Origin of the sequence: Robiginitalea sp. SC105, from assembly GCF_014243345.1 — a bacterium.
In the GTDB taxonomy this organism is placed as follows: Bacteria; Bacteroidota; Bacteroidia; order Flavobacteriales; family Flavobacteriaceae; genus Robiginitalea.
Genome location: NZ_JACLZF010000001.1, coordinates 1,246,280 through 1,271,917, shown reverse-complemented (window position 1 = coordinate 1,271,917; position 25,638 = coordinate 1,246,280). Strand labels below are relative to the sequence as shown.

22 protein-coding genes are annotated in these 25,638 nt (G+C 56.6%); 1 reads left to right on the top strand and 21 read right to left on the bottom strand.

Features of this window, described 5'->3' with window-relative positions; translation table 11 throughout:
- Nucleotides 1-26: 26 nt before the first annotated feature.
- The gene (locus H7F20_RS05600) at nt 27-716 is read left to right on the top strand and encodes a hypothetical protein (RefSeq protein ID WP_185785125.1); all 690 of its coding nucleotides are present in this window, start codon (nt 27-29) and stop codon (nt 714-716) included.
- Here H7F20_RS05600 and tsaB read toward each other — a convergent pair.
- The 21 genes from tsaB to sprA form a co-directional block, all read right to left on the bottom strand.
- Nucleotides 713-1,384, bottom strand: a complete 672-nt coding sequence (gene tsaB / locus H7F20_RS05595; protein ID WP_185785124.1) for a tRNA (adenosine(37)-N6)-threonylcarbamoyltransferase complex dimerization subunit type 1 TsaB — start codon at nt 1,382-1,384, stop codon at nt 713-715. The two genes, H7F20_RS05600 and tsaB, sit on opposite strands and share 4 nt — an antisense overlap.
- A gap of 131 nt (nt 1,385-1,515) precedes the next feature.
- Nucleotides 1,516-2,901 (bottom strand): TolC family protein, encoded by a 1,386-nt coding sequence (locus H7F20_RS05590; RefSeq protein ID WP_185785123.1) that lies wholly within the window; start codon nt 2,899-2,901, stop codon nt 1,516-1,518.
- A 27-nt stretch (nt 2,902-2,928) separates the two neighbouring features.
- Nucleotides 2,929-4,041, bottom strand: coding sequence for an efflux RND transporter periplasmic adaptor subunit (locus tag H7F20_RS05585; protein ID WP_185785122.1), 1,113 nt, complete (start codon nt 4,039-4,041; stop codon nt 2,929-2,931).
- A 56-nt stretch (nt 4,042-4,097) separates the two neighbouring features.
- Complete coding sequence (locus tag H7F20_RS05580) at nt 4,098-5,354, bottom strand: ABC transporter permease (RefSeq protein ID WP_185785121.1); 1,257 nt, start codon at nt 5,352-5,354, stop codon at nt 4,098-4,100.
- Nucleotide 5,355: 1 nt separating this feature from the next.
- Nucleotides 5,356-6,585: an ABC transporter permease gene (locus H7F20_RS05575; RefSeq protein WP_185785120.1), complete on the bottom strand. Its 1,230-nt coding sequence runs from the start codon at nt 6,583-6,585 to the stop codon at nt 5,356-5,358.
- The gene (locus H7F20_RS05570; protein ID WP_185785119.1) at nt 6,575-7,279 is read right to left on the bottom strand and encodes an ABC transporter ATP-binding protein; all 705 of its coding nucleotides are present in this window, start codon (nt 7,277-7,279) and stop codon (nt 6,575-6,577) included. Before H7F20_RS05570 ends, H7F20_RS05575 begins: the two co-directional genes overlap by 11 nt.
- 92 nt (nt 7,280-7,371) lie before the next feature.
- Complete coding sequence (locus tag H7F20_RS05565) at nt 7,372-8,484, bottom strand: efflux RND transporter periplasmic adaptor subunit (protein WP_185785118.1); 1,113 nt, start codon at nt 8,482-8,484, stop codon at nt 7,372-7,374.
- Between the two features lie 54 nt (nt 8,485-8,538).
- Entirely contained in the window at nt 8,539-9,798 is a 1,260-nt protein-coding gene (locus tag H7F20_RS05560; RefSeq protein WP_185785117.1) for an ABC transporter permease, read from the bottom strand.
- Nucleotides 9,799-9,827: 29 nt separating this feature from the next.
- The gene (locus tag H7F20_RS05555; protein WP_185785116.1) at nt 9,828-11,072 is read right to left on the bottom strand and encodes an ABC transporter permease; all 1,245 of its coding nucleotides are present in this window, start codon (nt 11,070-11,072) and stop codon (nt 9,828-9,830) included.
- Between the two features lie 103 nt (nt 11,073-11,175).
- Nucleotides 11,176-11,394 carry a hypothetical protein gene (locus H7F20_RS05550; RefSeq protein ID WP_185785115.1) on the bottom strand — a complete coding sequence of 73 codons (219 nt, stop codon included), beginning with the start codon at nt 11,392-11,394 and terminating at the stop codon, nt 11,176-11,178.
- Between the two features lie 3 nt (nt 11,395-11,397).
- Nucleotides 11,398-11,934: a DUF420 domain-containing protein gene (locus H7F20_RS05545; RefSeq protein ID WP_185785114.1), complete on the bottom strand. Its 537-nt coding sequence runs from the start codon at nt 11,932-11,934 to the stop codon at nt 11,398-11,400.
- Complete coding sequence (locus H7F20_RS05540; protein WP_185785113.1) at nt 11,924-12,667, bottom strand: SCO family protein; 744 nt, start codon at nt 12,665-12,667, stop codon at nt 11,924-11,926. The genes H7F20_RS05545 and H7F20_RS05540 overlap by 11 nt, the downstream gene beginning before the upstream one ends.
- Nucleotides 12,668-12,682: 15 nt before the next feature.
- Nucleotides 12,683-13,318 carry a hypothetical protein gene (locus tag H7F20_RS05535; RefSeq protein WP_185785112.1) on the bottom strand — a complete coding sequence of 212 codons (636 nt, stop codon included), beginning with the start codon at nt 13,316-13,318 and terminating at the stop codon, nt 12,683-12,685.
- 64 nt (nt 13,319-13,382) lie between these two features.
- Nucleotides 13,383-13,766 (bottom strand): cytochrome C oxidase subunit IV family protein, encoded by a 384-nt coding sequence (locus tag H7F20_RS05530; protein ID WP_185785111.1) that lies wholly within the window; start codon nt 13,764-13,766, stop codon nt 13,383-13,385.
- A gap of 21 nt (nt 13,767-13,787) precedes the next feature.
- Nucleotides 13,788-14,762, bottom strand: coding sequence for a cytochrome c oxidase subunit 3 (locus H7F20_RS05525; protein WP_185785110.1), 975 nt, complete (start codon nt 14,760-14,762; stop codon nt 13,788-13,790).
- 210 nt (nt 14,763-14,972) lie between these two features.
- Nucleotides 14,973-15,560 carry a cytochrome c oxidase subunit 3 gene (locus H7F20_RS05520; protein WP_185785109.1) on the bottom strand — a complete coding sequence of 196 codons (588 nt, stop codon included), beginning with the start codon at nt 15,558-15,560 and terminating at the stop codon, nt 14,973-14,975.
- Entirely contained in the window at nt 15,557-16,459 is a 903-nt protein-coding gene (cyoE, locus tag H7F20_RS05515) for a heme o synthase (protein WP_185785108.1), read from the bottom strand. The genes H7F20_RS05520 and cyoE overlap by 4 nt, the downstream gene beginning before the upstream one ends.
- A gap of 229 nt (nt 16,460-16,688) precedes the next feature.
- Nucleotides 16,689-17,393, bottom strand: coding sequence for an energy transducer TonB (locus tag H7F20_RS05510; RefSeq protein WP_185785107.1), 705 nt, complete (start codon nt 17,391-17,393; stop codon nt 16,689-16,691).
- 53 nt (nt 17,394-17,446) lie between these two features.
- Nucleotides 17,447-17,848: a VanZ family protein gene (locus tag H7F20_RS05505; RefSeq protein WP_221898689.1), complete on the bottom strand. Its 402-nt coding sequence runs from the start codon at nt 17,846-17,848 to the stop codon at nt 17,447-17,449.
- Nucleotides 17,841-18,221, bottom strand: a complete 381-nt coding sequence (gcvH, locus tag H7F20_RS05500; protein ID WP_185785106.1) for a glycine cleavage system protein GcvH — start codon at nt 18,219-18,221, stop codon at nt 17,841-17,843. Before gcvH ends, H7F20_RS05505 begins: the two co-directional genes overlap by 8 nt.
- 225 nt (nt 18,222-18,446) lie before the next feature.
- The gene (sprA, locus tag H7F20_RS05495; RefSeq protein ID WP_185785105.1) at nt 18,447-25,634 is read right to left on the bottom strand and encodes a cell surface protein SprA; all 7,188 of its coding nucleotides are present in this window, start codon (nt 25,632-25,634) and stop codon (nt 18,447-18,449) included.
- Nucleotides 25,635-25,638: the final 4 nt, after the last annotated feature.

The following is a 25,638-nucleotide window of genomic DNA, read 5'->3' as shown; positions in this document are numbered from 1 at the left end:
ATATTAGGGTTATATATTTCAAAGCTATGAAAACAAAAATCTTATTTATATCAGCCGTACTGGGCGGTGCCCTGCTGGCATCGGCCCAATTTAACGGCAACCAATGGAAACAATATGACGGGATGTTCGAAATTGTCCTGTACGACCTCCCGGTAAACGGCACCCCGTACCTGGAAGAGATCTATAAAAAGGGAACGATCATTATTGAGAATCCCGACAATACGCTGAAGGAAGAACGCCTGATGCGGTTCAATGCCTTTACGGGCCAGATGCTTTACCTGGGGCCGGATGGGCAGGAACACAGCCTGTTAAAGCGGGAAAACATCACGGTTGAACTCGACGACAAGACTTTTGAGGTACACCCCGTAAGTAAGGGAGGGGACATCGAACGGGAATACTTCATCCCCCTGAACCCGGGCCAGCGCGTGGTGCTGTACCAGCGACCCGTCAAGAATTACCGCAGACCGGCCCTGCCGGAGCACGGTTATGAGGATACCCGGAAGCCCGAGTATTTCGACGCCTCGGAATTTTTCCTGCGGATCGGGGACGACCCCATGGAACCAATTTCCCTCCGGAAGGCGAGCCTGATTGCCAGCCTGGGTAACCACCGGGATACGCTCAAGGAATACATCGCACGCAATAACCTCAACCTGCGCAAGCTGGAAGATGCCATGCAACTGGTCGCGTATTACAACAGCCTGGAAGCTGTCAATTAACCCTTTTTCAGGGTCCCGATAAAGTCCTTCAGGTAATACGGCTCAAAATAGGCCAGGTCCTCAAACTGCCCGGACAGGAAAGCCCGGTGCGCCATGGGACCCATTTGCTGCGCAGATGGCTGCAGGTCGGCATGGTAGATGAACGGTTCATTTCCCAACACTTCCCGACCCTTTGAGGCCCCGCTCCCTATCAGGTGCAGGGGGCCCCGTCCCCGGAATTCCCGGAAGGATCCGGCATCCAATATCTCCGCCCGGGTTTCACGGACCTCATTCCCTTCCATATCCAGCACAGCCGAATAGACTTCCATCCGCCTGGCGTCCAGCATGGGGATAAGCAAACCGTCCGAAACCTGTGCGCCGGCCGCCAGCACGCTAAGTGTAGGAAGGGCAATCATCGGGATGCCCAGGGCAAAGCACAGGCCCTTGGCCGATGCCACCCCGATCCGCAACCCGGTGTAGGAACCGGGTCCTTTGCTCACTGCCACTGCTTCAAGGGTAGTGCCGGCAATCCCGGCTTCTGTCAGGACTTCCCCGATAAAAACATGCAACAGTTCCCCATGGGAATACCCCGGGCTGGGATCTTCCCGCAATGCGCGAAGATGGGTTCCCTCGAAGAGGGCCACCGAACAATTCGTGGACGCAGTTTCAATATTCAGGATCCAGGCCATAGCCCCCAAAGATACAACCCCGGCTTTCAAAATTGAAAGCCGGGGTTGCCTTTTTGTTTCCTACCGGTTCACGGTATCCCGGAGCTACTGCTCCGTTTGGCCCGGGTCGTTAACCCCCGTTCCGCACCCGTTTAATTCAGTGCAATCGGCAGTCCAAAATAGAACTCCAGCACCTTGATACGGAAGATGTAATTGTACTTGGTCCGGATCACATCGGCCCGGGCATTATCCACCCGCGACTGGGCCTGCCCAAAGTCAAAGGCATTCATCAGCCCCACCTCATAGCGCTCCTTGGCATATTCCAACGCCAGTTCCCGGGCTTCCAGCGTGCGCTGGGCGGCTTCATAGGACTTGGCAAAATTCTGGATATCCAGGTACGCCCTGTTGATATCGGTCTCCAGGGCGAGTTTGTCCTGTTCCAGCTGCAGCTCGGCCCGCATCACATCGATCTTGGCCCGCTGCACATTGTTGCGCGTGTTGAACCCGTTGAAAATCGGGATATCCAGCCGGGCCCCGTAGGAAATCCCGTCCAGGATCCACAACTGGTCCACGAATGCCGGGGAATAGAACGACCCCGGGTTGGCCGGGTCTGGCAGGGTGGTGTTGCTGGAATACCGGGTGTTGTAATTGAAGAAGCCGCTCAGGGTAGGCAGGTAGGCACCTTTGGCAATCTTCAGGTCCTGTTCAGCCAATTCCACGTTGGAACGGGAAAAGGCAATATCGTTCCGGAAGGTCAGCGCCTTGTCGAAAATTACCTTGGGGGAATTGTCGAGGATGTCGGAGGGGGGTACCTCAAATTCCTGGTCGGCTATATCGAAATTTTCGTAATCCGTGATCTGCAGCAGCTGTGCCAGCACGATACGGGAAAACAACACGTCATTTTCCCCATTGATGATCTGCTGCTCCTGGGTGGCAGCGGTTGCCTGGACCTCGAGCAAATCCCCGCGGGGAAGGACTCCGGCCTCCACCTGCTCCCGGGTCCGGTTCAGGTCCTGCTCGGTCACGGCATACTGCGCCCGGAAGGTCTTGAGCGACTCCTTGTTGGAGAGAACGTCCAGGTAGGCGTTGGCGACATTCAGGCGGATATCGTCCACCAGGTCCTGGAGTTGGTACTGGCTGGCAAGCGCATTCATCTTGGCCCGCTGTACGCGGTTGATGTTCCGCAGACCGTCAAACAGCGTCATTGAAGCGGTTAGGTTGGCACTGGCTGTGGTAATCCCCTCCGTTGTCGGGGCGTTGGTGGACGGTTCGATGGTAAAACCGACATTCCGTCCCACCTGGGTTTGGGCGCTCAGCCCGGGAAGCATGTCGCCCAAGGCATCCGACTTCTCGATCAGCGTCCGCTCCAGCGCCAGCTGGAATTGCTGGATATCCAGGTTGTTTTCAACGGCGTAGGTAACGCATTCCTCCAGGGTCCATTCCCGTTTCTGCGCCTGCAACGCCCCTGCCGAAAAGGCAAACAGCAACAGGAGCAACTTTAGGGCACGAGAAGTTCTTATTGAATTGATGGTGTTCATTTTTTGAATCTTTGATGAATTGGCTATTTAGCTCTCGTCGGAATCCATGGGTTCCGTCTTGCTCCAGATTTTGATTTCGTCCTCCTCGGTCAGGCCGGAAAGCACCTCCACGAAAATACCGTCCGAAATCCCGGTCTCGATATCGCGGCGCTCGTAGGCATTCTCCCCGGTCTTGACTTCCACGTAGGGTTTGTCGGTCTCCTTGTCGAACTGCAGCCAGGCCTCCTTCACGGCAAGGACGCTGTCCTTCTGGGAGAGGACCAGGGAGGCATTGGCACTGTATCCTGCCCGGATAAAATGGGAGGAGTCCAGGGCAACGTTGCCTTCGATCCGGAACTGCACGGCCCCTTCCTCCTCTACCCCTTTGGGGGCGATGAATTTCAGGTCGGCTTCAAATTCCTGTTCCTGTATGGCCCCGAGGGTGATCTTCAGGGGCATTCCCAGCTCCAGTTTGCCAACTTCGGCCTCGTCCACCTGTCCCTCGAAAATCATCTGCCCGAGGTCGGCGATAGTGGCAATGGTGGTCCCGTCGTTGAAGTTGTTCGACTGGATCACCTGGTCGCCTTCCTCCACCGGGATTTCCAGGATGGTCCCGGCTACCGTGGCGCGTATATTGGTGTTGGCGCTCGAAGAGCCCCCGGCAGAGCCCCGGCGGATGATCTGGTAATCGGCCCGGGCATTCTCCAGTTCCTGCTTGGCCTGGTCGTACTGCAATTGGAGGTCGTTGAATTGCTGGCTGGAGATCACCCCCCGGTCAAAGAGGGTCTTGTTCCGGTCGTATTCGATTTTGGTGTTGTTCAGGGCGATCTCGGCGTTGCGGACCCGGCCCTGGGCCTGGTTCAGGGCCTGCTCGTTGGGGACCACCTTGATCACCGCGATCAGGTCACCCGCATTGACACGGGCGCCTTCTTCCAGGTAAATCTTTTCGATGATACCGGAAATCTGGGGCTTGATATCCACCTCTTCCTTGGGGATCACCTTCCCGGTAGCCACCACCTTGTTGACGATATTCTGCTTGGAAGGCTTCTCGGTTTCGTACAGCTCGGCCGGTTTGCTGTTGGTCTTGAGAACCCGGGCAATCGCGTAGAACGCGCCCAGGGCGACAACGGCTAAGAGTCCGTATTTAACATATTTATTCATGGTTGATATAATTAATTAGCTATCTGTTTTGAATTTTATTCTTCCGGTATTCAATGTTATTCTTCGCGTAAGGCATCGATGGGCTTGATCTTCACCGCCCGGTTGGCGGGGATCATCCCGATCAGGATGCTCAGGGTGACCATCAGCGTAAAGGAAACGATTACCTGCAGCGGGCTTACGGTCGGGTTGGTGAACGGGGCGTCGTCGGTTTGCCCGAAGGCAATGTCCAGGGCATGCAGCAGCCCGATGGAGATGATAAACCCGATAAGCCCTGCAAAGAACGTCAGCACGATGGATTCCAGCACGATCTGACGCTTGATGTTGGCCGGGGTGGCCCCCAGCGCGCGCCGGATGCCGATTTCGTTGGTCCGTTCCTTGACGGTAATCAGCAGGATGTTACTCACCGCAATGACCCCTGCCAGCAGGGTGAAAATTCCCACAAAGAACGAGAACCCGGAAAGCACCATGGTAAAGGCATTGATCCCTTCGAATATCTGGGAGAAATCGAAGGACCCGAATGCCCGGGGGTCGTCCGGGTGGATATTGTACTTGCGCTTCAGAAGTGCCTTGATTTTGCGTTCGGCCACGGCCACCGATTTGTCCGCGTCCACCAGGATGGCCATCCAGCCCACCTCGTCCCCGCTGTTGAAGGCGGTCTGGAAGGTGGTAAAGGGCACAAAGACGGTATTTTCGCCTTCAAAATTGATATTGTCGTTTCGCTTGAAGATGCCTACCACGGTAAAATAGACCCCGTTGATGCGAACGCTTTCGCCAATGGCATTTTCCCCTTTTTCAAAGAGCAGTTTGTAGGCGTCGACCCCGATCACACAAACCTTCCGGGCCCCTTCAATATCGTTCTGGTTCAAAAAACGCCCCTCCACCATTTTTTTCTTGGACATCAGGTCGATGGTGGGGAAGTCCCCGTACACGCTGGAACCGCTCGATTTTCCACCGCGGATGACGGTTACCGTCCCCCGGAAGTTCCCGAGCTGTATCCTTGGGGAGATGACATCCACTTCGGGCACTTCACGCATGATCATGTCCACATCGCTCAATGAGAGGTCAATGGAACGTCCCCGTTCAAAGCCCTTATAAGGCATGGATGTGCGCTGGGCCCAGAGGAACATACTGTTGGTGGCAGTTCCTGCAAATATTTTGTCAAAGCCGTTCTTCATGCCGTTGGTCGCCCCGAGCAGGCCGATGAGGATGACGATCGCGAAGATCACCCCGAGGGTCGTCAGGAAGGTCCGGAGCATGTTCTTGCTCAGGGTGGCAAATACCTCTTTCCACAAGTCTCTGTCTAACAATCCCATATCAATCGGCTCTTAATGCGTCTATCGGTTTAACGTTGGCGGCCCGGATGGACGGGATCAATCCGGCCATGACCCCTGCCAGGATCAGCACCACGGTGCAGATGATCACCACGGTGTTGTCCACATTCGGGTTGGAGAATGCCGGGGCGTCCACGATGGGTGAGATCAGGGCGACGATACCCATGGAGAAGAGCATGCCCCCGAAGCCGGAGAGGGTGGTGATCACGATGGATTCCATCAGGATCAGCTTGACGATCTCGATGGGCCGTGCCCCGAGCGCCTTGCGGATCCCGATTTCCTTGGTCCGTTCCTTGATGATGAAGATCAGGATGTTCCCGATACCCACGATACCGGCTATCAGGATAAGCACCCCGACGCCTATGGCCACAAAGGTCAGGAAGTTGCTGAAGGTCTGAATATTGGAGAACCCTTCCGCGTAGTTGTTGATAAAGAAGGCGCTCTGGTCCTCCGGGTCGATAACGAGCCGTCTTTTGAGCACCTCTTCCATGGTATTCGAAAAGGCGAGTGCCCGGGTAAAATCAAAGGCCGGGTTATAGGTCATGGAGATCGAATTGATCTGGTCCGTATTCCCGAAGATCCCCTGCATGGTCGTGTAGGGGGCGTAGATGTTGCTCTCCTCCCGCTCGTTCCCGTCATCCGAGAAGACGCCGATCACCTGGAAGACCAGCCCGTTTGCAATAAGGCTTTTGCCAATGGGGTCATCGTCCTTGAAGAGCTCCTTCTGCACCTGCTGGCCAATGACCAGTACCTTGTTCCGGTCCTTCAGGTCCCGTTTGTTCAGGTAGCGCCCGCTTTCGATGACCGAGCGTTCGATCATCTGGTGGTCGGGGCTTACGCCGATAATGGTATAAGTGCCGGTCTCCTGTTTGTATTTGGCTGTGACCGACCGGTTGAACCTGGGGGAGATGTATTCGTAGGATTCCTCAAAACTCCCTTTGATGAATTCCAGGTCGTCGTTCTTGAACTGTATCCGCCGCCCTGCCTCGAAGCCCCCATACGGCTTGGAGGTCGCATTGGGATAGATAAAGATGGAATTCGTCGCATCGTCGTTGAACTGCTTGTAAAAGCCATTCTGCATGCCGTTTACCGAGGCGAGCAGCAGCACGAGGATAAAAATCCCCCAGGCTACGGAAAAACCGGTGAGGAAGGTCCGAAGCTTGTTGTTCTTGATACTATGCCATATTTCCTGCCAGGTGTCTCTATTGAACATACTGAGAAGCTCTTACCTGCTCGATTTTCTTGTCTTCAACGATGACCCCGTCCCGCAGGTGGATGATCCGTTTGCACATATGGGCGATATCCTCCTCGTGGGTGACCACCAGGATGGTGTTCCCCAGGTCGTTGATCTGCTGTATCAGGTCCATGACCTCATAGGATGTGGTGCTGTCCAGGGCACCCGTCGGCTCGTCGGCAAGCAGCACCTTGGGTTCTGCCGCCATGGCCCGTGCGATGGCCACCCGTTGCTTCTGCCCCCCCGAGAGTTCGTTGGGCAGGTGGTCCGCCCATTCCTTAAGGCCCACCTGTTCCAGGTATTTCATCGCCTTGGCCTCCCGTTCCTTGCGGCCGACCTTCTGGTAATACAACGGCAGGGCCACGTTTTCAAGGGCCGATTTGTAGTTGATCAGGTTAAAGGACTGGAAGACAAAACCGAGGAACTTGTTCCGGTATTTGGCCGCCTTGGTCTCGCTGAGGTTTTTGATAGGGACGCCGTCCAGGATATATTCCCCGGTATCGGCCTCATCCAGCATCCCGAGGATGTTGAGGAGTGTGGATTTTCCGGATCCGGAAGATCCCATGATCGCCACCAGTTCGCCTTCTTCTGCTTTGAAATTGATCCCCTTGAGAACATGCAGGGAGTTACTCCCCATCTTGTAGGATTTGTGTAAATCTTTTATTTCAATCATGGTTGGTATACGACTTTAAACGATCTTACATCCGTTAGACCGCAAACGGGCTGTTTTGTTACACAATCAGCTGAGAAATTTGAGAAAGTCCGTCAGGCTCCTGTCTGGGGCGGGGTGATGGCGTTCCACACCTTGATGGACGCATCCTCGTCCAGGCCGGATTTTACCTCCACATGGATACCGTCGGAGATTCCGAGCACCAGGTTCCTCCGCTCGAACTGCTGCTGGCCGGTCTCCACTTCCACATAGGGTTCCTTGGTGTCCGGGTCGAATTGCACCAGGGCTTCCTTCACCGCCAGCACGCTGTCTGCCCGGTCCAGGATGATGGAGGCGTTGGCACTCAGGCCTGCGCGGATAAAGGTGCTGTCCCTTTTGGTAAGCGTGCCCTTGATCTCGAACTGTATGGCGCCGTTCTCCTCGTTGCCCTTGGGGGCGATATAGTCCAGGACGGCCGGGAAGACCCGGTCCTCAATGGCGCCAACGGTAATCTCCAGGGGCAGGTCCTCGTGGATCTTGCCCACTTCGGACTCGTCCACCTTGCCTTCAAAGATCATCTTGTCGATATCCGCAATGGCGGCGATGGTGGTCCCCTCGTTGAAGGTGTTTGCTTCGATTACCTGGTTCCCCACTTCCACAGGGACCTCCAGCACCATGCCGCTCACGGTGGCGCGGATCAGGGTGTTGGCAGCGCTGCTCAGGCCGCTGGTGGTACCGGTGCTCACAATGTCAAACCGCTTGTTGGCGGCCGAATACCCCTGTTTCGCCTGGTCGTAGCTCACCTGGGCCCGGTCCATATCGGCCTGGGAAATCACGCCCTTGGCAAAAAGGGATTGCTGGCGTTCGTAATTCCGGCGCTGGTCGGCCAGGGTGATCTTGGCGTCCTCGATGGCGTTTTTGGCATCGTTCAGGGCACTCAGGTTGGGCACCACTTTCAGCTTGGCGATCAGGTCGCCCGATTTCACGAAATCCCCGCCTTCCACATAGATTTCCTCGATGACACCCGAAATGTTCGGTTTGATGAGCACCTCCTCCAGGGGCAGGATGCTCCCGGTGGCGACCGTTTTCTTGATGATGGTCTGCCGGCTTGGCTTTTCGGTTTCATAGACCACCGGGTCCTCGGCGTTCTTTTTATAGAGATAGTACATGGAACCGCCGAAGGTTAGGGCGATTACAATGAGAATCACAACGGTTACTGACTTTTTCATATGGCTCTTATTATAGATTGTTTTATTAGGTAATGCTTTTGTTCAATAGTATACTCATTCGGTTCGCAGCGCATCGATGGGTTTTACCCGGATGGCGCTCTGGGCCGGGATAAAACCGGCCAGCAGGCCTGAGGCGGTCAGGATGGCCAGTGCCCCCATCACCACCCCGAGGCTGACGCTGGGATTCATAAACATGTCCACCGGGCCGTTGGCATCCAGCAGCGTATTCACCCCGTAGATGAACAGGGCCCCCATAGCGATGCCCGCCATGCCGGAGATAATGGTCAGGAAGATGGATTCCATCAGGATCTGCAGCTTGATGCTCCAGGGCTGTTCGCCCAGGGCCCGCCGGATCCCGATCTCCTTGGTGCGCTCCTTGACCACGATCAGCATGATATTGCTCACCCCGATGATCCCTGACAACAGCACCAGGATCCCCACGAAATAGGCGATAAAGCGCATGGCGCCGAACAGGCTTTCCACCCGGTTGTATTGTTCGTACAGGTCAAAATACCCGATGGCCCGCTGGTCGTCCGGGTGTACCTTGTGTTTTTCCTTGAGGGTGCTGACGATCCTGTCCTTCAGGGAGGTGATGGATGTCCCGTCCTGGGCCGTAATTGCCATCCAGCCGACGTTGTCTGCCCGGTTGAAGGCCTGGGAGAAAGTGGTAAAGGGCACAAAAATCTGCTTCTGCCCTTCTTCCCCGTCCCCGTCGTTGGATTTCTTCTTGTAGGTGCCCACCACCATGAAGTTCACGCCCTGGATTTTGATATAGGTCCCCAGCACATCCTCCCCTGCTTCGTACAGGTCGCTGACCACCCCTTCGCCGATGACGGCGATCTTGCGCTTTTCCCGTATGTCATTCTGGTTGAGGAACCGGCCTGCCGTGATCCCCATGGGGTCCTGCCGGATGATTTCCGGATAGTCCCCGTAGATGTTGTAAGCCCCGGTCTTGATGCCCCGGATCACGTTGCTGCCACCGCGGAAGCCCCCCAGCTGGTTCCGGGGCGAGATAAACCGCAATTCGGGGAACCGGCTTTCGAGCAGTTCCCGGTCGGAGGTCTTGAAGTTGAATTCCCGGTCCTTGGGCAGCCCCATGTGGGCTTTGGTAGTCCTGCGGGTCCACATGAACATCGTATTGGTGGCGATGTCCCCGAAATCCGACTTGATACCGTTTTCCAGCCCTTTGCCGGCGGCCAGCAGGATGATCAGGATCAGGATGCCCCAGAATACGCCGAAAGCCGTCAGCACGGTGCGGAACCAGTTGCTGGTAAGCACTTCCAGGATTTCCTTCCAACGATCGCGGTTAAACATGGTGCGGTTCTTTAACGGTTTTAGCGGGGTTACTCATCCCGGAGGGCATTGATAACCCGGATATTGGCGGCCCGCCAGGCGGGAAAGAACCCGGCGATGGTCCCGGCGAGAATCAGCACAAACACCGTGGACAGGGCTACCGTAAGGTTTACCGAAGGATTCATGATATAGTCCACCTCCACATGGGGCCCGACCACTTCCAGCAGGCCCATACTCAGGATGAGGCCCAGGAAACCGGAGAGGGAGGTGACAAAAATGGCCTCGTGGAGGATCATCCCGACAATGGACCAGGGTTTGGCCCCAAGCGCTTTGCGGATTCCTATTTCGCGGGTGCGCTCCTTGACCACGATCAGCATGATGTTGCTTACCCCCACGACCCCGGCGATAATGGTACAAATCCCCACGAACCAGAAGAAGAACTTGATGTTCCCGGTCAGGCTGTAATACCGTTTCGCCTCCTCCATGGCGCTCCACACCTGGATGGCACTGGTATCTTCCGGGGCAACCGTGTGTGCCTGTTGCAGATACTGGCGGAGTTCGTCCTTGAAGGCCACTGCCTCAGCCACAGCCTGGTCGAAGTTCTCTGCCGGTGGTAGCGTATAGGCCAGGTTGCTGACCCGGTCGCCCCCGTTGAACACCTTCTGGGCGGTGGAAAGCGGGATATAGAGGGTTTCCTCCTCCCGTTCCCGGAGCTCCTTGTACACCCCGACGATCTTGAACGGCAGGCCTGAAAATTCGATATACTCCCCGATGGGCGTGTCCAGGTGGCCGAAGACGTCCCGGCGGATCTTATCCCCGATCACCACCACCTTGGCGGTTCCCTCCATATCAGAGAGGTTGATAAAGCGGCCCTGGGCCATCTTGGCGTTCTCGATAAACTGGAACCCGGATGCCACGCCGTGGATCCCGTATACCAGGGCTTCATTCCCGTAGGTAACCGATACGTTCTGCACGAACAACCGGGGGGATTGGCGGTCGATGTGTTCCCCTTCGGCCTGGCTCCAGTATTCGAAATTCCCGTTCCGAAGCTGGATCCGGCGGCCCGGGTTCATGCCCTTGTATTCCATGGAAGTCATGCCCGGCCAGACCCAGACGGACGTGGAGGCATCCTGTTCAAACTCGTGGGCAATACCGTTTTGCATGCCCTGCCCGAAACCGAGGAGGATAACCAGAATAAAGATGCCCGAGGCTACGGACAGCCCCGTAAGAAAGGTGCGGAGTTTATTTTTCCGGATGGTGTCGAAGATCTCCTGCCATCGCTCGATATCGAACATGCGGTTGGTACTTTTGATTGATGAAAAAACCCAAAAGGCTTTGTATACAAGACGTGGGCAGGATGCAATTGTTACACCTTAAGGAGTGAAAAAATGTTAAATTTCAGGAGCGTACCTTGCGGTAAACCAGAAAGATGAGCGCCCCCACCAGGATATAGGGGATCGCCATCAGGTAGACGATCCCGTTATTGATCCCCTCGGCCACGGAGGCATCCCCGTTGCTCTCGAGCACGGCCCGGCACATGGCACACTGGGCGCCGGCGGCCTCCGGCAGCAGCAGGGCTGCCAGTAAAAGGAAGGGGTAAATAGGTTTTGGCTTCACAGGTCAATAGGTGTAATAGGGTGCAATCATCAAATATACGACAACCCCGGTAACCGCCACATAGAGCCATATGGGGAAGGTGATCCGGGCAAGTTTCCGGTGCCCCCTGAAGTCCTTCAGGTAGGCCTTCGTGTAGGTGCGCAATACCAGGGGGATGACTGCGATGGACAAAACGATGTGGCTGACCAGGATGGTGTAATACAGGTAGCGGATGGCGCCCGTACCACCATAAGGTGTGGAGTCCGATGTCATGTGGTAGGCGACGTACATCACCAGGAAGAGCAGGGACAGGACAATACAGGTGGTCATCAGCCGGCGGTGGAGTTCCTGCCTGCGGCTGCGGATGGCCCAGAGGGCGGCCAGCAGCAGCAAGGCCGTAAGTCCGTTAATGCTTGCGTAGATGGGGGGCAAAAAGCCCAGGGGCTCCACATCCGGTATGCGGATGCCGAAGAGCAGGGCCACCACTACCGGGATGGCGATAGAAATGATATTGATCCAGCGGTTGAACCGCGCTTCTTTCAGGGCAATGTTATTTTCCATTTTCGGATTCCAGCAATTTAAGAATGTCTTCCTTTAACAGGCTGATTTGTTCGGTTTCGCCCTCCGGGTTGGCCTGATCCTCCCGGCTGATGGTGCCGCGGTAGTAGACCACGGGGTTCCCAAAGCGGTCCTTTCGCGAACGGAGGTACCCCTCCCGGTCGATCAGGGCAAAAAGGCCCGAGTGCTCAAACCCGCCGGGGACATCCGGCGTTTCTGCGGCGAAAATATTGAACCCGGCATTGGCCAACTCATAGATGCTGTCCCGGTTCCCGGTGAGCAGGTGCCAGTCCATATCGGTAATCCCGTATTGCTCGGCATACTCCTTGAGGACGGCCGGGGTATCGTGCCGGGGGTTGATGGTAAAGGAGGCCACGCCAAAATCCTCGTATCCCGCCAGTTCATCCTGCAGTTCCACCAGGTTCCGGGTCATCAGCGGGCAGATGGTCGGGCAGGTGGTAAAAAAGAATTCCGCCACCCAGACCTTGCCGCGATAATCCGCATCTGTAATCAGCAGGCTGTCCTGGTTGATCAGGGCAAAGGAGGGCACTTTCCGCCGCTCCCCGTTTAAGGTGATGTACTCCAGGGGGGGCGATGCGGCTTCCGAGCTCATGCGGTCCCGCTCCACGACCTCCCCCTGCCCGAGGCGGTCCATGATTTTCGGGACAAAAATCGCCCCGAATACCAGGATTACGGCACCGACCCAGATATAGTGGTAATTTCGTTTCTCGGCCATGGTTCTGCTTTGTTGCTATTCGTTGTTGCGGCCCGCCTGGTTGCTCTTCAGGGCCAGTCGGTATTCGGCCAGGATGATTTTCATATCGTCCTCCATCTTGTTGTTCAGGTCGGCCACCGAGGTGGCGTCAAACCCGAATTTGATGCCGGTGTCCTCGTCCTTTTTACGCCCCCTGAGCATCCGGTCCTTGTCGATGATGAATACATAGGGGCTCCCGCCGGTGGCATCCAGGGACAGCCCGGTTCCGAGCCGGTCAAAATAGGCCTGTATCTCCGCCGGGGGTCCATAGGCAAAGTGCCAGTTGCGCGTATCGGTAAAGGTCTCCAGTTCCTTCATCACGGCCTCCACCTCTTCCCGGCTCCCCTCGGGTGCCACCATCAGCATCTGGAAATCCCGGAATTCGTAAAAGCGTTTGTAGATCTTCTGGTTGAGGTTGAATAGCTGGCCCTGGCGGATCCCGATGGAATCGCCCAGGAACCCCATCACCGTAATCCTGTCCTTCAGGCGCTGCCCCCCTTCAAAGGTATCCAGTTCCGGGACCGGTCCGGAGAGGACGGGGAGACGCCCGAAATTGGTCACCCCGGAAGCAAAAAACATATAGACTACCAGGGGCAGGATAAACAGGACGGTAAGTACAAATTTCTTCTTCATGGCAGCCGGTTGCAAAAATAAAAAAAGACGGCTCAAAGGCCGCCTTCTATTTTGTTAATTCCGGTTAAAAGTCCCAGGCCATAAAGCCTTCTTTCCAGACGTTGTAGATATAATCCGCCTCAAACAGCAGGATAAAGATCAGGTAGGCCACCAGGAAGATCGGTGTCCATACCACTGCCCGGCGCAGGGAGCTTTTTTCGTCCCGCATGTGCATGAAGTCCCAGGTAATGTAATAGGCTTTCACCAGGGTCAGGATGATAAAGATCCAGTTCAGGAGCTTCATCCCAAGGAAATAGTTGTGGGTGAGCACTGCCGGTTTGGTAATACCCAGCGCCACCTCGACGGCTGTTACAATGGTAAGGAAAACAAGTACCCCCCAAATCTTCTGGGTGTTGGAGCGGAACTTCAGGAAGCCGCGGAAAATTTCGAGTTTATGATCGTGTGCCATGTTTGCGTGTAATTGCTAATGTTATACCAGGTAGAAGAAGGTAAATACGAATACCCACACCAAATCCACAAAGTGCCAGTAAAGCCCGACCTTCTCCACCATCTCATAGTGTTTCCTGCGTTCGTAGGTGCCCAGGATCACATTGAAAAAGATGATGACATTGATGACCACCCCGGAAAATACGTGGAAGCCGTGGAAGCCGGTGATAAAGAAGAAAAAGTCGGCAAACAGGCGGCTGCCGTACTCATTGCGGATCAGGTTGGCCCCTTCCACCACCAGGCGCGCATCCTTGATTTTGTCAAGGGACTCTTCCCGGTTGAGCACCGTTTTCTCGCCGTCCTCATTGAGGGTCTCCGTGCGGATCAGGATATTCGGGTTGGAGCGCAGCCCTTCGGCCACTTCCTCCACCGTGTAGGTGGGCAGGGTCCCCTCCGCTTCGAACCAGACCCCGTTGTCCCTCTGGTGTGCCACGCGGGTATCCGGCAGGGTTGCCGCGAAATCGGCCAGTGCCGCCCGTTCGCCCGTGTCGGCGTTTACAAACTGAAGGATCCGGCCTCCCCGGGTCTCCACGGCACCGTAGTCCCCGCGGATAAAGGTGGCCCATTCCCAGGCCTGGGACCCGACGAAGATCGCCCCGCCAATGATGGTGAGGAACATATAGAGGATTACCCGGTTCTTCATCATGCGGTGCCCGGCATCCACGGCAAGTACCATGGTAACCGAGGACATGATGAGGATAAAGGTCATGAACGCCACATAATACATCGGATAGTTCCCGTGGAAGAAGGGCACGTGGGTAAACACCTCATCGGCAATCGGCCAGGTTTCAATGAACTTGAAGCGGGAAAAGCCGTAAGAGGCCAGGAAACCTGAAAATGTAAGGGCATCCGAGACGATGAAGAACCACATCATCAATTTGCCATAACTCGCTCCCAGCGGACGGTTGCCGCCTCCCCAGACTTTCTCTTCAGCTGTGGTGGTTACCGATGTATCCATATTGTGAAATAGGGTATTAGGATAATTTTAGCAAAAATACATTTTTTAGGTAACCAATTCCAAGTTTCCAGCCCCAGAAAAATGCAATTCCCGCCGGTACGGCGAAATTATCCGTCAGAAGGAATACCCCGGTACCAGTGCAAAATTCCGGGTGAATTCGGATTTCCAGACGGGAGTTGCGTGTAAGCTATTTTTCGATTGGCGGAATCCCTAGCCGAAAAAATAGAAAAAAGCCATCAGGTACACCCAGAGCAGGTCCAGGAAATGCCAGAAGGTACTGCCCAGTTCCATACCGAGCAGGTTGCCTGGGCCGTACTTCCCGCGGAGCTGGTTTACAAGCACCACGATAAGTGAAATGATCCCGGCCACCACGTGGACGATATGCACCGCCGCGATCAGGAACAGGTAGGAAAGGGTGATGTTGCTGGTGGGCCCGGTAAAGTAGTACCCGTAATCGATCATCTGTGAAAAGCCGGTGAACTGGGAATAGATAAAAAGTACCCCGGCCAGCAGGGTTGCCCCCAGCAACAGGGAGCCGGCCTGCTGCCGCCCCTGCCGGACGGCACGGAGGGCCATCCAGTACAACAGGCTGCTGACGATGATGATCCCCGTACTGTACCAGAAGGCTTCCGGCAACTGGTAGTCTTCCAGCCAGTCCTCCCGGGAGCTGCTGACGATATAGGCGCTGGTCCAGCCGGCAAAGGTCATGATCAGGCTGACAATGCCGAACCAGAGCATCATTTTCTTGGCACGGGCCCTCTTGACGGGCTGGGATTGTTGGGTGAGGTCTCTATTCATGTTATCAGGCTATCGGCTACGTAAACAATTTGCATCAGGCTAATATAAGTGACACTGCTCAGCATCAGGCTCCTGGCGGACTGCCGGTCCCTGCGTTCGTACAGGCGCAGGGCAAACCACAACATGCCGAGCCCCATCAGGAAAACCAGCACGGCGGCAGGCACCGAAAGGGATAACCTGCCAGTGATCCCGAAAACCGGGATAATGGAGATCACGATCATCCAGATGGTATACATGATGATCTGCACGGCCGTGCCCGTGTCCTTTTTCCCAGTTGGCAGCATTTTGAAGCCGCCCCTCCGGTAATCCTCGTCCAACATCCACCCCAGGGCCCAGAAATGCGGGAATTGCCAGAAAAACTGGATCATGAACAGGGTGCCCGGCTCAATGCCAAAATCATCGGTGGCGGCTACCCACCCCAGCATAAACGGGATGGCGCCGGGGATGGCGCCGACAAATACCGCGAGGGGTGTCACGGTCTTGAGCGGGGTGTAGACACAGGTATACAGGAAAATGGACAGGGCCCCAAAAAAGGCAGTCCGGGGGTTCAACTGGTACAGGAACAATACCCCGGCCAGGGTCATGGCAATGGCGATGGCCATGGCAGTTGCCACCCCCATGCGCCCTGATGGGATCGGGCGGTGCCGGGTCCGGTGCATTTTTTTATCCAGGGTCCTTTCGATTACCTGGTTATAGGCATTGGAGGCCCCTACCATGCAATAGCCCCCGAGGATGAGCAGGGACAACGGGAGCAGGCGTACCTCCTGGGCACCGAGGAAATAGCCCGCCACGGCGGAGAATACCACGCTCAGGGCCAGTTTGGCCTTGGTGATCTCCTTAAAGTCGGTGAATGCCAGTTGGATGGCGCCGGGTTCTGCAGTACCTGTGGCGGATTTCATACACGGGGTCAATCGGGTGCGCAAAGATACGGACCAACAGGGTTCTTTCCAACGTCGGAAGTCTTTTTAGCACAGACGCATATCCGGGCAGCCGTCTGCCGTTCCACAGGGGCGGTTTGCTTCCCGGCCCGGGACCTGAATATCCCGGCGCGGGAAAGCGGTTCCGGGAAAAACCGGCAAAAAAAATCCCGGCCATGTGGCCGGGATCCATAAGTTATCTGCAGGCTCCTTACTGGAGTTTAAACATGATCGGGATACTGAAGGGAACCCGTACCGCACGGCCCCGTTGTTTTCCGGGGGTCATCTTTGGGAGTTTCTCAATGATCCGGCGGGCTTCGGCTTCCAGGTTCTTGTCCGGTCCGCGCAGGCGGATGTTGCCGATGCTACCGTCCTTCTGGATGGTGAACATGACGGATACCCGTCCCTGAATCCCCATTTCCTGGGCTATCTCAGGGTACCGGAAGTTTTTCCGGATATGTTTCTGCATTTCTTCGTTAAAGCAGGCACGCTTGTCGCTGGCACCTTCGCAACCGGGGAAGATCGGCACGTCCTCGATCACGGCAAAAGGCACATCAATGTCCTCGTCGACTTCCTCAACGACCACATCCTCGACCTCGATCACCTCTTCCTCCTGGCTCGTCTCGGTGGATTCGATGACAGTTTCCTCAACCTCTTCCTCATCTTCCACTACCTCGATTACCTCGGGTGCAGCAGGCGGCGGGGGGGGCGGTGGCGTTTTGATCTGTTCGGTCATCGGCACTTCCTCGTCCAGCAATTCCTCCACGTCCATGGAGATGTCGTAGTTGTTGGCCTCGTCATAGGTCTTCCACTCGAAGGCGATATACACCAGCGCCATCACCAGGGCCAGGCCCAGGACAAAATACAGGCCACTGTTCCTGGTGAGATCCGCTTTCGGGTTCTTTTTCGTTTCCATGCGTAACTTATTTGATGAACGCTAATTTAACTATTCTTTTATAAACTTTGCAATTAATCCGGCCAATTTAACGACTTCACTTCGTGAAACACCCCTTTGACTGAGGCAACTGCCAGGAGGAGGCCACAGGAGTTGGCCAGGAAGTCTGCCCATTCCGCACTGCGCCCGGTTGGGAGTATTGCCTGCAAGCCTTCGATCAGGCCGCCGTAAAGGGACAGGCCAATGACCAGCAGCACCAATGCCCGGTTCATGCCGATCCTCCGGCCGAAACGCTCCCTCAGTGCGAAGACCCCCAGGATACCAGCGCCCAGGTAGAAAACAAAGTGTGCGATCTTGTCGGAATACGGGAGGTCAAAACCCGGGTCGCCCAGGTCTTCGAAGGAAGTGAGGCACGCGTAGGTTACGGCGGCCATCCAAAGGAGGAAAGCCGGGGCAAACCAGCGGCGTTTACCCACCGATGAGTTCTTTGTAATCCTCCGCGGAAAGCAGTTCCTCTGCCTCGGAGGGATCGCTCAGCTTGATCCGGATCATCCAGCCTTCCCCATACGGATCGGAGTTCACCTTTTCGGGCTCGTCCTCCAGGGATTCATTGAAGGCGGTGATTTCCCCGCTCAGCGGCAGGAACAGGTCGGATACCGTCTTGACAGCCTCTACCGTACCAAAAACCGCCTCTTTCTCCAGGGTCTCGTCCAGGGCGTCCACTTCCACGTAGACGATGTCCCCCAGTTCCCCCTGGGCAAAATCGGTGATCCCCACCGTGGCGGTATCCCCTTCGATCCGGACCCACTCGTGGTCCTTGGTGTACTTCAAATCAGACGGTATGTTCATCGGTATACTTTTTAGCAGTCCGCAAATGTAGCTTTTTCCCTCCGTAGAAACCAAACGGCGGGGCCATTTTCAGGGAGGCGCTGGGTGCGGCCTGCCCTGCGCGCTGCCAAACATAGCTTACACGGGGCGCCAAAGGATTCCTGCCGGGGGGCCGGCGGTTCGCTGCAAGGGTGGCATGCCTTTGTCGCATCAGGTTCCCAGGCGGGTCCGCGGGGCGGCCCGCCGTTAGTTTCCGAAGTTGTAGCGTAGCGTGAACCCGGTGTTGATCGTCGTCTGCGGGAAGGCCGTGGAAACGGCAAAACGGGAGAAGGAGTGGTCGTAGAAGAACAGGGCATTCAGGTTCTTGCTCAGGGCGTAGTCGGCGGTGAACTTGATGGACACCAGGTTCTGGCCGGAGGTGATCTGGTTGCTGTCGATATCCAGGTTGCGGATGATGGTGATGTTGTCGCGCAGGCTCAGGTCGGCCTTCAGGTTCAGATCCCCCTTGAGCCGCTGCCGCTCCCCCCCGATGCGGGTGACGAACTGCACGTCCTTGAACCGGTATCCGAGCCCCAGGGTGTATTCCTTCCCGTTGATCTCGGTGAGCAGGTTGTTGTCAAAACTCAGCGAGAGGGCGCGGTCCGTCCGCACCTCCGCCAGTACGCTCACGGAATTCTGCATCTCGAAATCCACCCGGATCAGCGGGTTGAAGGCGTCGTTCAGGACCACGTTGTTGATGAGGATCTCCGGCATCAGGTCCCCGGTTTCTGCCTCGAAGGGGTTCGTGGCCGGGTCGTTGTCGTTTACCAGCTGGTAGCGTTCGAGGTTCGTCTGGAAGGAGTTGATGGTATAGGACGAGCGGTACCCGTGGCTCAGGGAGAACCGCTTGAACTGCTTCTTGAACCACTTGTTCTTCATCAGGCCTGTGTACTTGACGTTCCAGTTGGGGATGGGGATATCGCGGAACGCATCCAGATTCACCCGCTCCGCATCCTGGCCGGTATAGGCGGCAAAAAACGCGGGCAGCAGGACTTCCTGCTGGGTCTTGCCGTACCGGGTCGGGAAACCATCTTCGTCCACCCCGGCATCCGGGCCGCTCCGGTCCGACAGCAGCCGGTTTGCGATGATCAGCCGGTTTTCCTTGAAGGTCTCAAAAGTGTCGGAGCCCTGTTCGTCGCTTGTGGCAAACGAGGTGCCAATCATCATGGTGGAGATGCTGAAGCTCCCGTAGGTATTCGGGGCCTGGGAAATGTATTCCCCGTCGGTGACGTCGAAGTTCTCCTGCAGACTCTCCGTGTATTGCCGGTCTGCGATCAGGTCGATGGTGAGTTCCGGTACGGGCTGGGCCGTGGCGGTGATGTTGAGCTGTTTGCTGGTCCGCTGGATAAATTGCTCATTGAACCCGTTGAAATTGGTGAGCCAGCCATTTTGCGCCGCCAGTTGGCGCACATCCGCCTGGCTGCCGAATACGAAGCCCACCGTAGGACGGGTGGTGCCGATAAAGCCGACGCTCTGGGTATACCCGGGCAGGACCGTCCCGTTGTTTTCGCTGTAATTGACGTTGATCCGCTTGACCATGGTCAGCAGGTCGATTGCCGTATTGAAGGCCTTACTTGTCTTTTTGGGGCCGGACGTCCCTTCCTCTTCCCGGGTGTTCCCGGCCTTATCGCTCCTCGGGGCGGCAATGCCGGAAGTCGCCTTGCTGCCGGAGGATTTTTTCAGGCCGAGCTTGTCGTAGAGCTGCTGCATGCTCAGGGCTGCGGTAAGCGTATGGGTGTTGGCGTTCTGTATGGTGTTGATGGAGGTCAGGCTGAGCTGGTCCTCCGGGATTCCGGGGTTCTGTGCCTTGGCCACGGCGAGGTTGAGCGCGTCCCCGCCCCGTTGCCAGTCGTAATTGCTGGTGTAGGTATACTGGGCGTTGACAAAATCAAAAATCGGGATTTTGTTCAGGGGGATCTCATAGTTCAGCGTCATCTGCTGGGCATGGCGGTTGGGCTCCCCGATGTCGAAGAACCCATCCCAGAGCGTCCGTTCGGAAAGGATGGTCGAAAACGGGTTGCCATCCTCCTCGTAATAATTCCGGACGATGCTGTTATTGGATCCGGTCAGCTGCACCCGCAGGGATTTGGTCAGGGCGTAATTCAGGTTGTACTGCCAGTTGAACCGGTAGTTCCGCTGTTGCAGCAGCGGAAGTTCCAGGGCGTCCACCCCGGGCTCCAGCACATCCCGGAAACGCTGCTGGTTGAATTGGCGGTTGATGTCCGACTGGAGGGAAATGCTGGTTGGGAGCAGGTTGAAATTGAAATCCTTGAGCCATTGCCAGTAGCTGCCCCGGAAGAGGGAATCGTTCTTGGCAAAGGGCGCTACGGGGGCGGGTTTGAAATTGTGGTTATACAACACCCCCGCCTGCACCTTCTGGTCGCGCAGCTCGGAGATCTCAAAATCCCGGTGGTCCGTTTCGTTGTACGAATAGTTGAAGGTAAAATTCTCGATGTCGAAGAAGTTGGCCTCCGCCTCTTCCCCGCGATTTTTGCGCACCCCGATAAAATTGATGCTGGTCCGTTTGGTGTAGTCCTCCGCCTGTTCCCGGATCTGGTCCGCCTCCGCCGGAGTGGCGGCCGCATCGATGCGGTCCTGCAGTTTCAGATCGTCGTATACCGGGTCGAACTCCGGGGTGATCAGCTGTTCGGAAATCCCGTAGTTGAAGGGTATTTGCAGGTTCCATTTGGCCGGGAACAACTTCCCGACCTCCACATTGGTGACCACGTCGTAGGAGATGGCGTCCTCCCGGGCCCGTTCGTTGGGCATCTGGTCCAGGGAGCCGAAGCCGGAGGTGGACGTATTCCCCGTGGCCGATACGTTCGCAAAGTCGGCCATATTGGCGTCTACCGCGGCCACGGCTGCCCACCCGCCATTGTTGTCAAGGCCGGCCAGCCGGAGTTCGTTGAACCAGACCTCTGCCCGCAGCGGGATGTTGTCGATGTTCTTGACGCCGACCATCATGCTCCGGATGCTCCCCAGGGAAGGGTTCCCCCGGATCCCGATCCGGACCCGCCCGGGTACCCGGGGGGCAAATTCGGCCACCTCAACGGCCACCCCGTCAATGACCTCGTAGAAGGTAATCTGTCCGAGCGTCTGGCTGGCAATCCCCTCCGATTTGACCTTGTTCAGGTCGGAGAGGGCCACGTCCAGCTCGTTGATGGCTGGCCAGACCTGTTCGGCCGTGGTCGCATTGAAGTCTGTAAACTCCATGGGCACCTCGAGCTGGTAGTAGTTCTCCGAAAAATCCGTCCCGATCCGCAGGAAGCCCACCAGGGATTCCCCGTTGTTGAAAGGGTCTGAAGTCGCGATTTTTTCGGCGTGCAGGAACATCTTGATGCGTTCGTACTGCCGCATGTCCATGCTCACGTTCTTGAACACCCCACGGGAATCCTCAGGCTCCAGGTTTTCCACCACCATGGAGAGGGATTGTTCGTTCTGGCGGACGATGGTGTTGTTGTTGTTCAGCTGCTCGCGGAACACCCCGGGAGGCAGCACATAGGGGATTGGGATACGGGCCTCGTTCTCCTCCACGTTGACGGTATTCACATCCACGCTGGTCCCGTCGTCGGCCGGGTTGTCGTTGTTGGTCTGCAGGGTTTTGGTGTAATTCCTCCAGTCCCCCCGAACGAGGTCCAGGGTGGCAAAGCGCAGTACCACCGGGTCGGTGAAGCCGGTTACGTACATCCGCATAAAACTGATGGACCGGAAATCCGTAATCCCCCCCACGGCATCCGTAAAATCACTCAGGGGGATCTTGTATTGTATCCACCGCCGGTTGAGCTGGGTGCCGTTGGGCAGGTCCGGCGTCACCCCTTCCTTGATATCCGTCACGTACGGGTCGTCCACCGTGACCCCCGGTCGGATCGGGATGCGGTATTCGTAGTAGGAGTTGACCGTGTTCATGGTCAGGTCCCGATCCACATCCTCCACGTCGGGCAGGGTGGTGTTCCCGCGGTTTGTACTGGTGACGGCCACCGGGGAGTTCCCGTCCGTGTTGTTGAAGTCCAGGTACCGCTCCAGCAGGCTGCCTTCCCGGTTCAGGTAGTAGGTATAGTTGTCCAGGGCCGGGTCCTCGGGGGGGCCGTTGTACCCTTCGGCGGCTTCGTCTGCATCGGAAAGGCCGTCGTATCCGATGTCCTGCAGGCTCCGGTTGGCCTCGTCGGCGTCGAAGGCATAGACCAGGGCCTGGGTGGCGGGCACCCGGCCCCATACCGTCTGGGTGGTCAGGTCGTTCGAGTTGACGCCCGGCAGGCCGTTTTCGTATTGTTTCCGTCCATCCTCCAGGATGTCCTCGCTGATGTTCCCCAGGTTGAGGACCAGTTCGCCGGGCCCCGTGGCCTGGCCGTCCACATAGGGGTCCAGGACCCAGAACTGCACGAATTCCACGTTGGATTGCTCAAAGTTGGTGCTGGAAAGCGACCGCATGATCCCTCCCCATTTCTCCTGGGGCCCCTCCGCCGCAAAATTCGGGTTCGCATTGTACGGGCCCTTCTGGTTCGGGTAATACGCCAGGTCCAGGGTATTCTGCACCGTGGTTTGCCCCTGGGCGATATCGATCCTCGGGAAGACCTCGTCGATGAAGATCCGCCGGGTGGCATTCAGGGAGATATCGTTGTCACTGATGCCGGACGGCCGCTGGTTCGTATAAAAAATCGGGTCGATGGTATACCAGGCCAGCTTGGCCCGTTCGTAGCCGGTGGCGAGGTCTTCCTCCCCTTCTTCCAGGAATTCCAGAGGCGTGCTCGCCAGGCTCCAGCCCAGGGAAGACCGGATGTCGATAAGGGCCTGGGCCCCTTCAAAATCGTCCAGGTAACTGGTGGTTTCCCCCCGGAAATTGGCATTTTTCGGGGCATTCGGTTTCAGGAAGGCCACCTCCCCCCTCACGGACACATTCGACGGCACATCCGTATCCACGTTTGGCAGCATATTGGCCAGGCGGGTCAGGAAGGGGACTTCCGTGGAAAAGTTCCCGTTCAGGCCAAAGATGGTGTTGTTGACCGGTTCCACCCCGAAATTCGCTTTCTGCGTCAGCGGGCGCTCGTTCAGGTTGAGGAGCGTGGCGCCCAGTACAAATTTCTCGTTGAACTGGTGTTCCACGTTCACCCCGGTGAAGCGGCGCGTCTGCTGCCCGAATACCGCATTGTTTTCCACGGAAATATTGATGGGCGTATTGGAGGCCTGCAGGCTGGGGTCCAGGATTTGCACCGTCCCGGCCTGGTAATTCACCGTATAGTCGATACCCTCCTGCAACTGCCTGCCCCCGGCTGTGACCCGAACAGATCCCCGCGGAACGTTGAAGGCCCCGATGGGGATCCCGTTACCCGTTTCGGATTTGTACCGGCCCTTGATCCGGAACCGGTTTTTCTCGGCATCCTGCAGTGAGGCCGCCTTGGTCTGGTTATACATGTTGCGGAAGACGTACTTCTGCTGGTTTTCGTTGTACCCCTGGTCGGCATCCACGTCATAGGTACCCCCGCCCAACAGGTTAAAAAGGTACTCCCCAAAGGGTTCCACCTTGGTAAAGATGATCTGTCCGTTCTGGGTGTTTACCGTGATGCCGGGCACAAAATCAAAAAAGCCGTCTCCCCCGGGCTGCACATCGTTGTACACATTGAGCCGGTCCAGGTTGAACACGTCCAGCAGGATGCGCTCCTCCAGCGGCCTCGGGGTATCCGGCCAGCCTACATTCGGGTTGACAGGCGTAATGTAGTTCCTGGGGGTCGGGTCGTTGTAGAGGATGTTCATCTTGAAATCCTCCTCGCTGAGCTGGAAGGCGCCGGTGGCGTAGATGTTTTTCATCATCAGGTCCCAGATCGGGTCGCTCACGTTGGTGATATTGCTTTTCAGCAGCTTCAGCACCAGGGTATTGTTGTTGATTTCCACCTGGGCCCCCGGGCTCACCGTGGTGGCGTCCAGGCCGCCGTTGGCAAATTCGCCCACCTGGTACACCTGGCCGTTGTTCGTATACTGGAAGGCCACGGCGAGAACCTCGTCGTTGCTGAGCCGCTGGTTCAGGGAGATGTATCCCAGCTGGGAATTAAAGGCGTAATCCCGGCCCTGCTCCAGTTTCCGCGCATTTTCCAGGATCGCATAGTCAAAACCCTGGTTTACCGCATAGCCACCGGGAACCTGGAACCCGTCATCCACTGTGGCGATATCCCGGATATCCGGCGTCAGGACGCCCCCGTTGCCGATCAGGGCCGGGTCGTAGTCGTTCGCCCCGTTGCGAGGCAGGTTCACCGGGGCCCCGCCCGAATTGAAGAAACCGGCAGGGGCACCCCCCGCCAGGCCGATCCGGGTTTTCTCCGTAAGGCTCTCCCCAAGGTCCTGGATGGCGACCACGTTGCGCACATTGAGGGTTTGCTGGCTTCGGTTGGTGACCCATACCTCCAGGCGGGTGATCTGAACCTGGCTGTTGATATAGGGGTAATCCGCCAGGGCCTGGTCGTACTGGTCCCGGAAATACTGCGCCAGGAAAAAGTGCCGGTCCTCGTCGTAGTCCAGGGCCGTGAGTTCAAATTCGTTCAGGGTACCGCCCCCCTGGGCCACCACCGTGTTGCTCTGGGAGCGCTGCTCGGAAAACACCGCCGTCACAGTGGTTTTCCCGAATTGCAGCTGGGTCTTTACCCCGAAGAGGCTCTGGGCTCCGGTAATGAGGGAACTGTTCAGGGGCATGTTCACGTTCCCGATCTCGATTTTCTGGATGATGTCGTCTTCGGTGGGCGTGTAATCGAGTTTGATGAGGTTCTGAAAATCGAAGGTCGCCTCCGTGTCGTACTGGGCGGTGATCTGCAGCCGTTCCCCGATCTGGCCGAGCATGCTCAGGGATATCCGCTGGTCAAAATCAAAAGCCAGGTTAGTCCGGTTCCGGGGCGAAAGGGCCGGGTTGTCGTTTTTCTGCCAGATGACCCCGAGGTCCATAGCCACCGATCCCTGGGGGATCACCTCAATGGTATTCCCCCCAAAAATCGTTTCAAAAAAACTGCTGTTGACGTAGAAATTGGGCAACAGGTTCTTCCGGGCTTCCTCGCTTCCCTCCTTTTTGCCGCTGAAGGCGTCGATCTTGTCCTTGAAGTAGGACTTCATGCCCTCCTTGCGGACCAGCTCAAAATAAGCTTCGGGGGTCAGGATGATGGGGTAGGAAATATCGTAGTCGCCCACCGATTCTGTGTAGATATACCGGTCGAGCTTGGGGTCGTAGGTGTATTTGGAGACAATGCTCGGCGGGTTCTCCATCCGGATCGACCCCAGTGCCACTCCCGTTTGTACCGAATCTGCCTCGGTTTCCGTATCCTGGCCATGGGCCGGGAAGGCCGTAAAGACCAGCAGGATTAGAAGGAAAATAAACGGTAGGCGGAACTTTGTGTAAAATGCCGATGCCCCTGTTTTCAAACTT

What these genes read in the sequence shown, in the direction of transcription:
- gcvH (WP_185785106.1), bottom strand. Translation starts at nt 18,221, where the DNA reads ATGAACATACCGTCTGATTTGAAGTACACCAAGGACCACGAGTGGGTC.
- H7F20_RS05575 (WP_185785120.1), bottom strand. Translation starts at nt 6,585, where the DNA reads ATGTTCAATAGAGACACCTGGCAGGAAATATGGCATAGTATCAAGAAC.
- H7F20_RS05585 (WP_185785122.1), bottom strand. Translation starts at nt 4,041, where the DNA reads ATGAATAAATATGTTAAATACGGACTCTTAGCCGTTGTCGCCCTGGGC.
- H7F20_RS05530 (WP_185785111.1), bottom strand. Translation starts at nt 13,766, where the DNA reads ATGGCACACGATCATAAACTCGAAATTTTCCGCGGCTTCCTGAAGTTC.
- H7F20_RS05560 (WP_185785117.1), bottom strand. Translation starts at nt 9,798, where the DNA reads ATGTTTAACCGCGATCGTTGGAAGGAAATCCTGGAAGTGCTTACCAGC.
- H7F20_RS05590 (WP_185785123.1), bottom strand. Translation starts at nt 2,901, where the DNA reads ATGAACACCATCAATTCAATAAGAACTTCTCGTGCCCTAAAGTTGCTC.
- H7F20_RS05555 (WP_185785116.1), bottom strand. Translation starts at nt 11,072, where the DNA reads ATGTTCGATATCGAGCGATGGCAGGAGATCTTCGACACCATCCGGAAA.
- H7F20_RS05545 (WP_185785114.1), bottom strand. Translation starts at nt 11,934, where the DNA reads ATGGAAAATAACATTGCCCTGAAAGAAGCGCGGTTCAACCGCTGGATC.
- H7F20_RS05540 (WP_185785113.1), bottom strand. Translation starts at nt 12,667, where the DNA reads ATGGCCGAGAAACGAAATTACCACTATATCTGGGTCGGTGCCGTAATC.
- cyoE (WP_185785108.1), bottom strand. Translation starts at nt 16,459, where the DNA reads ATGAAATCCGCCACAGGTACTGCAGAACCCGGCGCCATCCAACTGGCA.
- tsaB (WP_185785124.1), bottom strand. Translation starts at nt 1,384, where the DNA reads ATGGCCTGGATCCTGAATATTGAAACTGCGTCCACGAATTGTTCGGTG.
- H7F20_RS05520 (WP_185785109.1), bottom strand. Translation starts at nt 15,560, where the DNA reads ATGAATAGAGACCTCACCCAACAATCCCAGCCCGTCAAGAGGGCCCGT.
- H7F20_RS05565 (WP_185785118.1), bottom strand. Translation starts at nt 8,484, where the DNA reads ATGAAAAAGTCAGTAACCGTTGTGATTCTCATTGTAATCGCCCTAACC.
- H7F20_RS05600 (WP_185785125.1), top strand. Translation starts at nt 27, where the DNA reads ATGAAAACAAAAATCTTATTTATATCAGCCGTACTGGGCGGTGCCCTG.
- H7F20_RS05535 (WP_185785112.1), bottom strand. Translation starts at nt 13,318, where the DNA reads ATGAAGAAGAAATTTGTACTTACCGTCCTGTTTATCCTGCCCCTGGTA.
- H7F20_RS05570 (WP_185785119.1), bottom strand. Translation starts at nt 7,279, where the DNA reads ATGATTGAAATAAAAGATTTACACAAATCCTACAAGATGGGGAGTAAC.
- H7F20_RS05525 (WP_185785110.1), bottom strand. Translation starts at nt 14,762, where the DNA reads ATGGATACATCGGTAACCACCACAGCTGAAGAGAAAGTCTGGGGAGGC.
- H7F20_RS05580 (WP_185785121.1), bottom strand. Translation starts at nt 5,354, where the DNA reads ATGGGATTGTTAGACAGAGACTTGTGGAAAGAGGTATTTGCCACCCTG.
- H7F20_RS05510 (WP_185785107.1), bottom strand. Translation starts at nt 17,393, where the DNA reads ATGGAAACGAAAAAGAACCCGAAAGCGGATCTCACCAGGAACAGTGGC.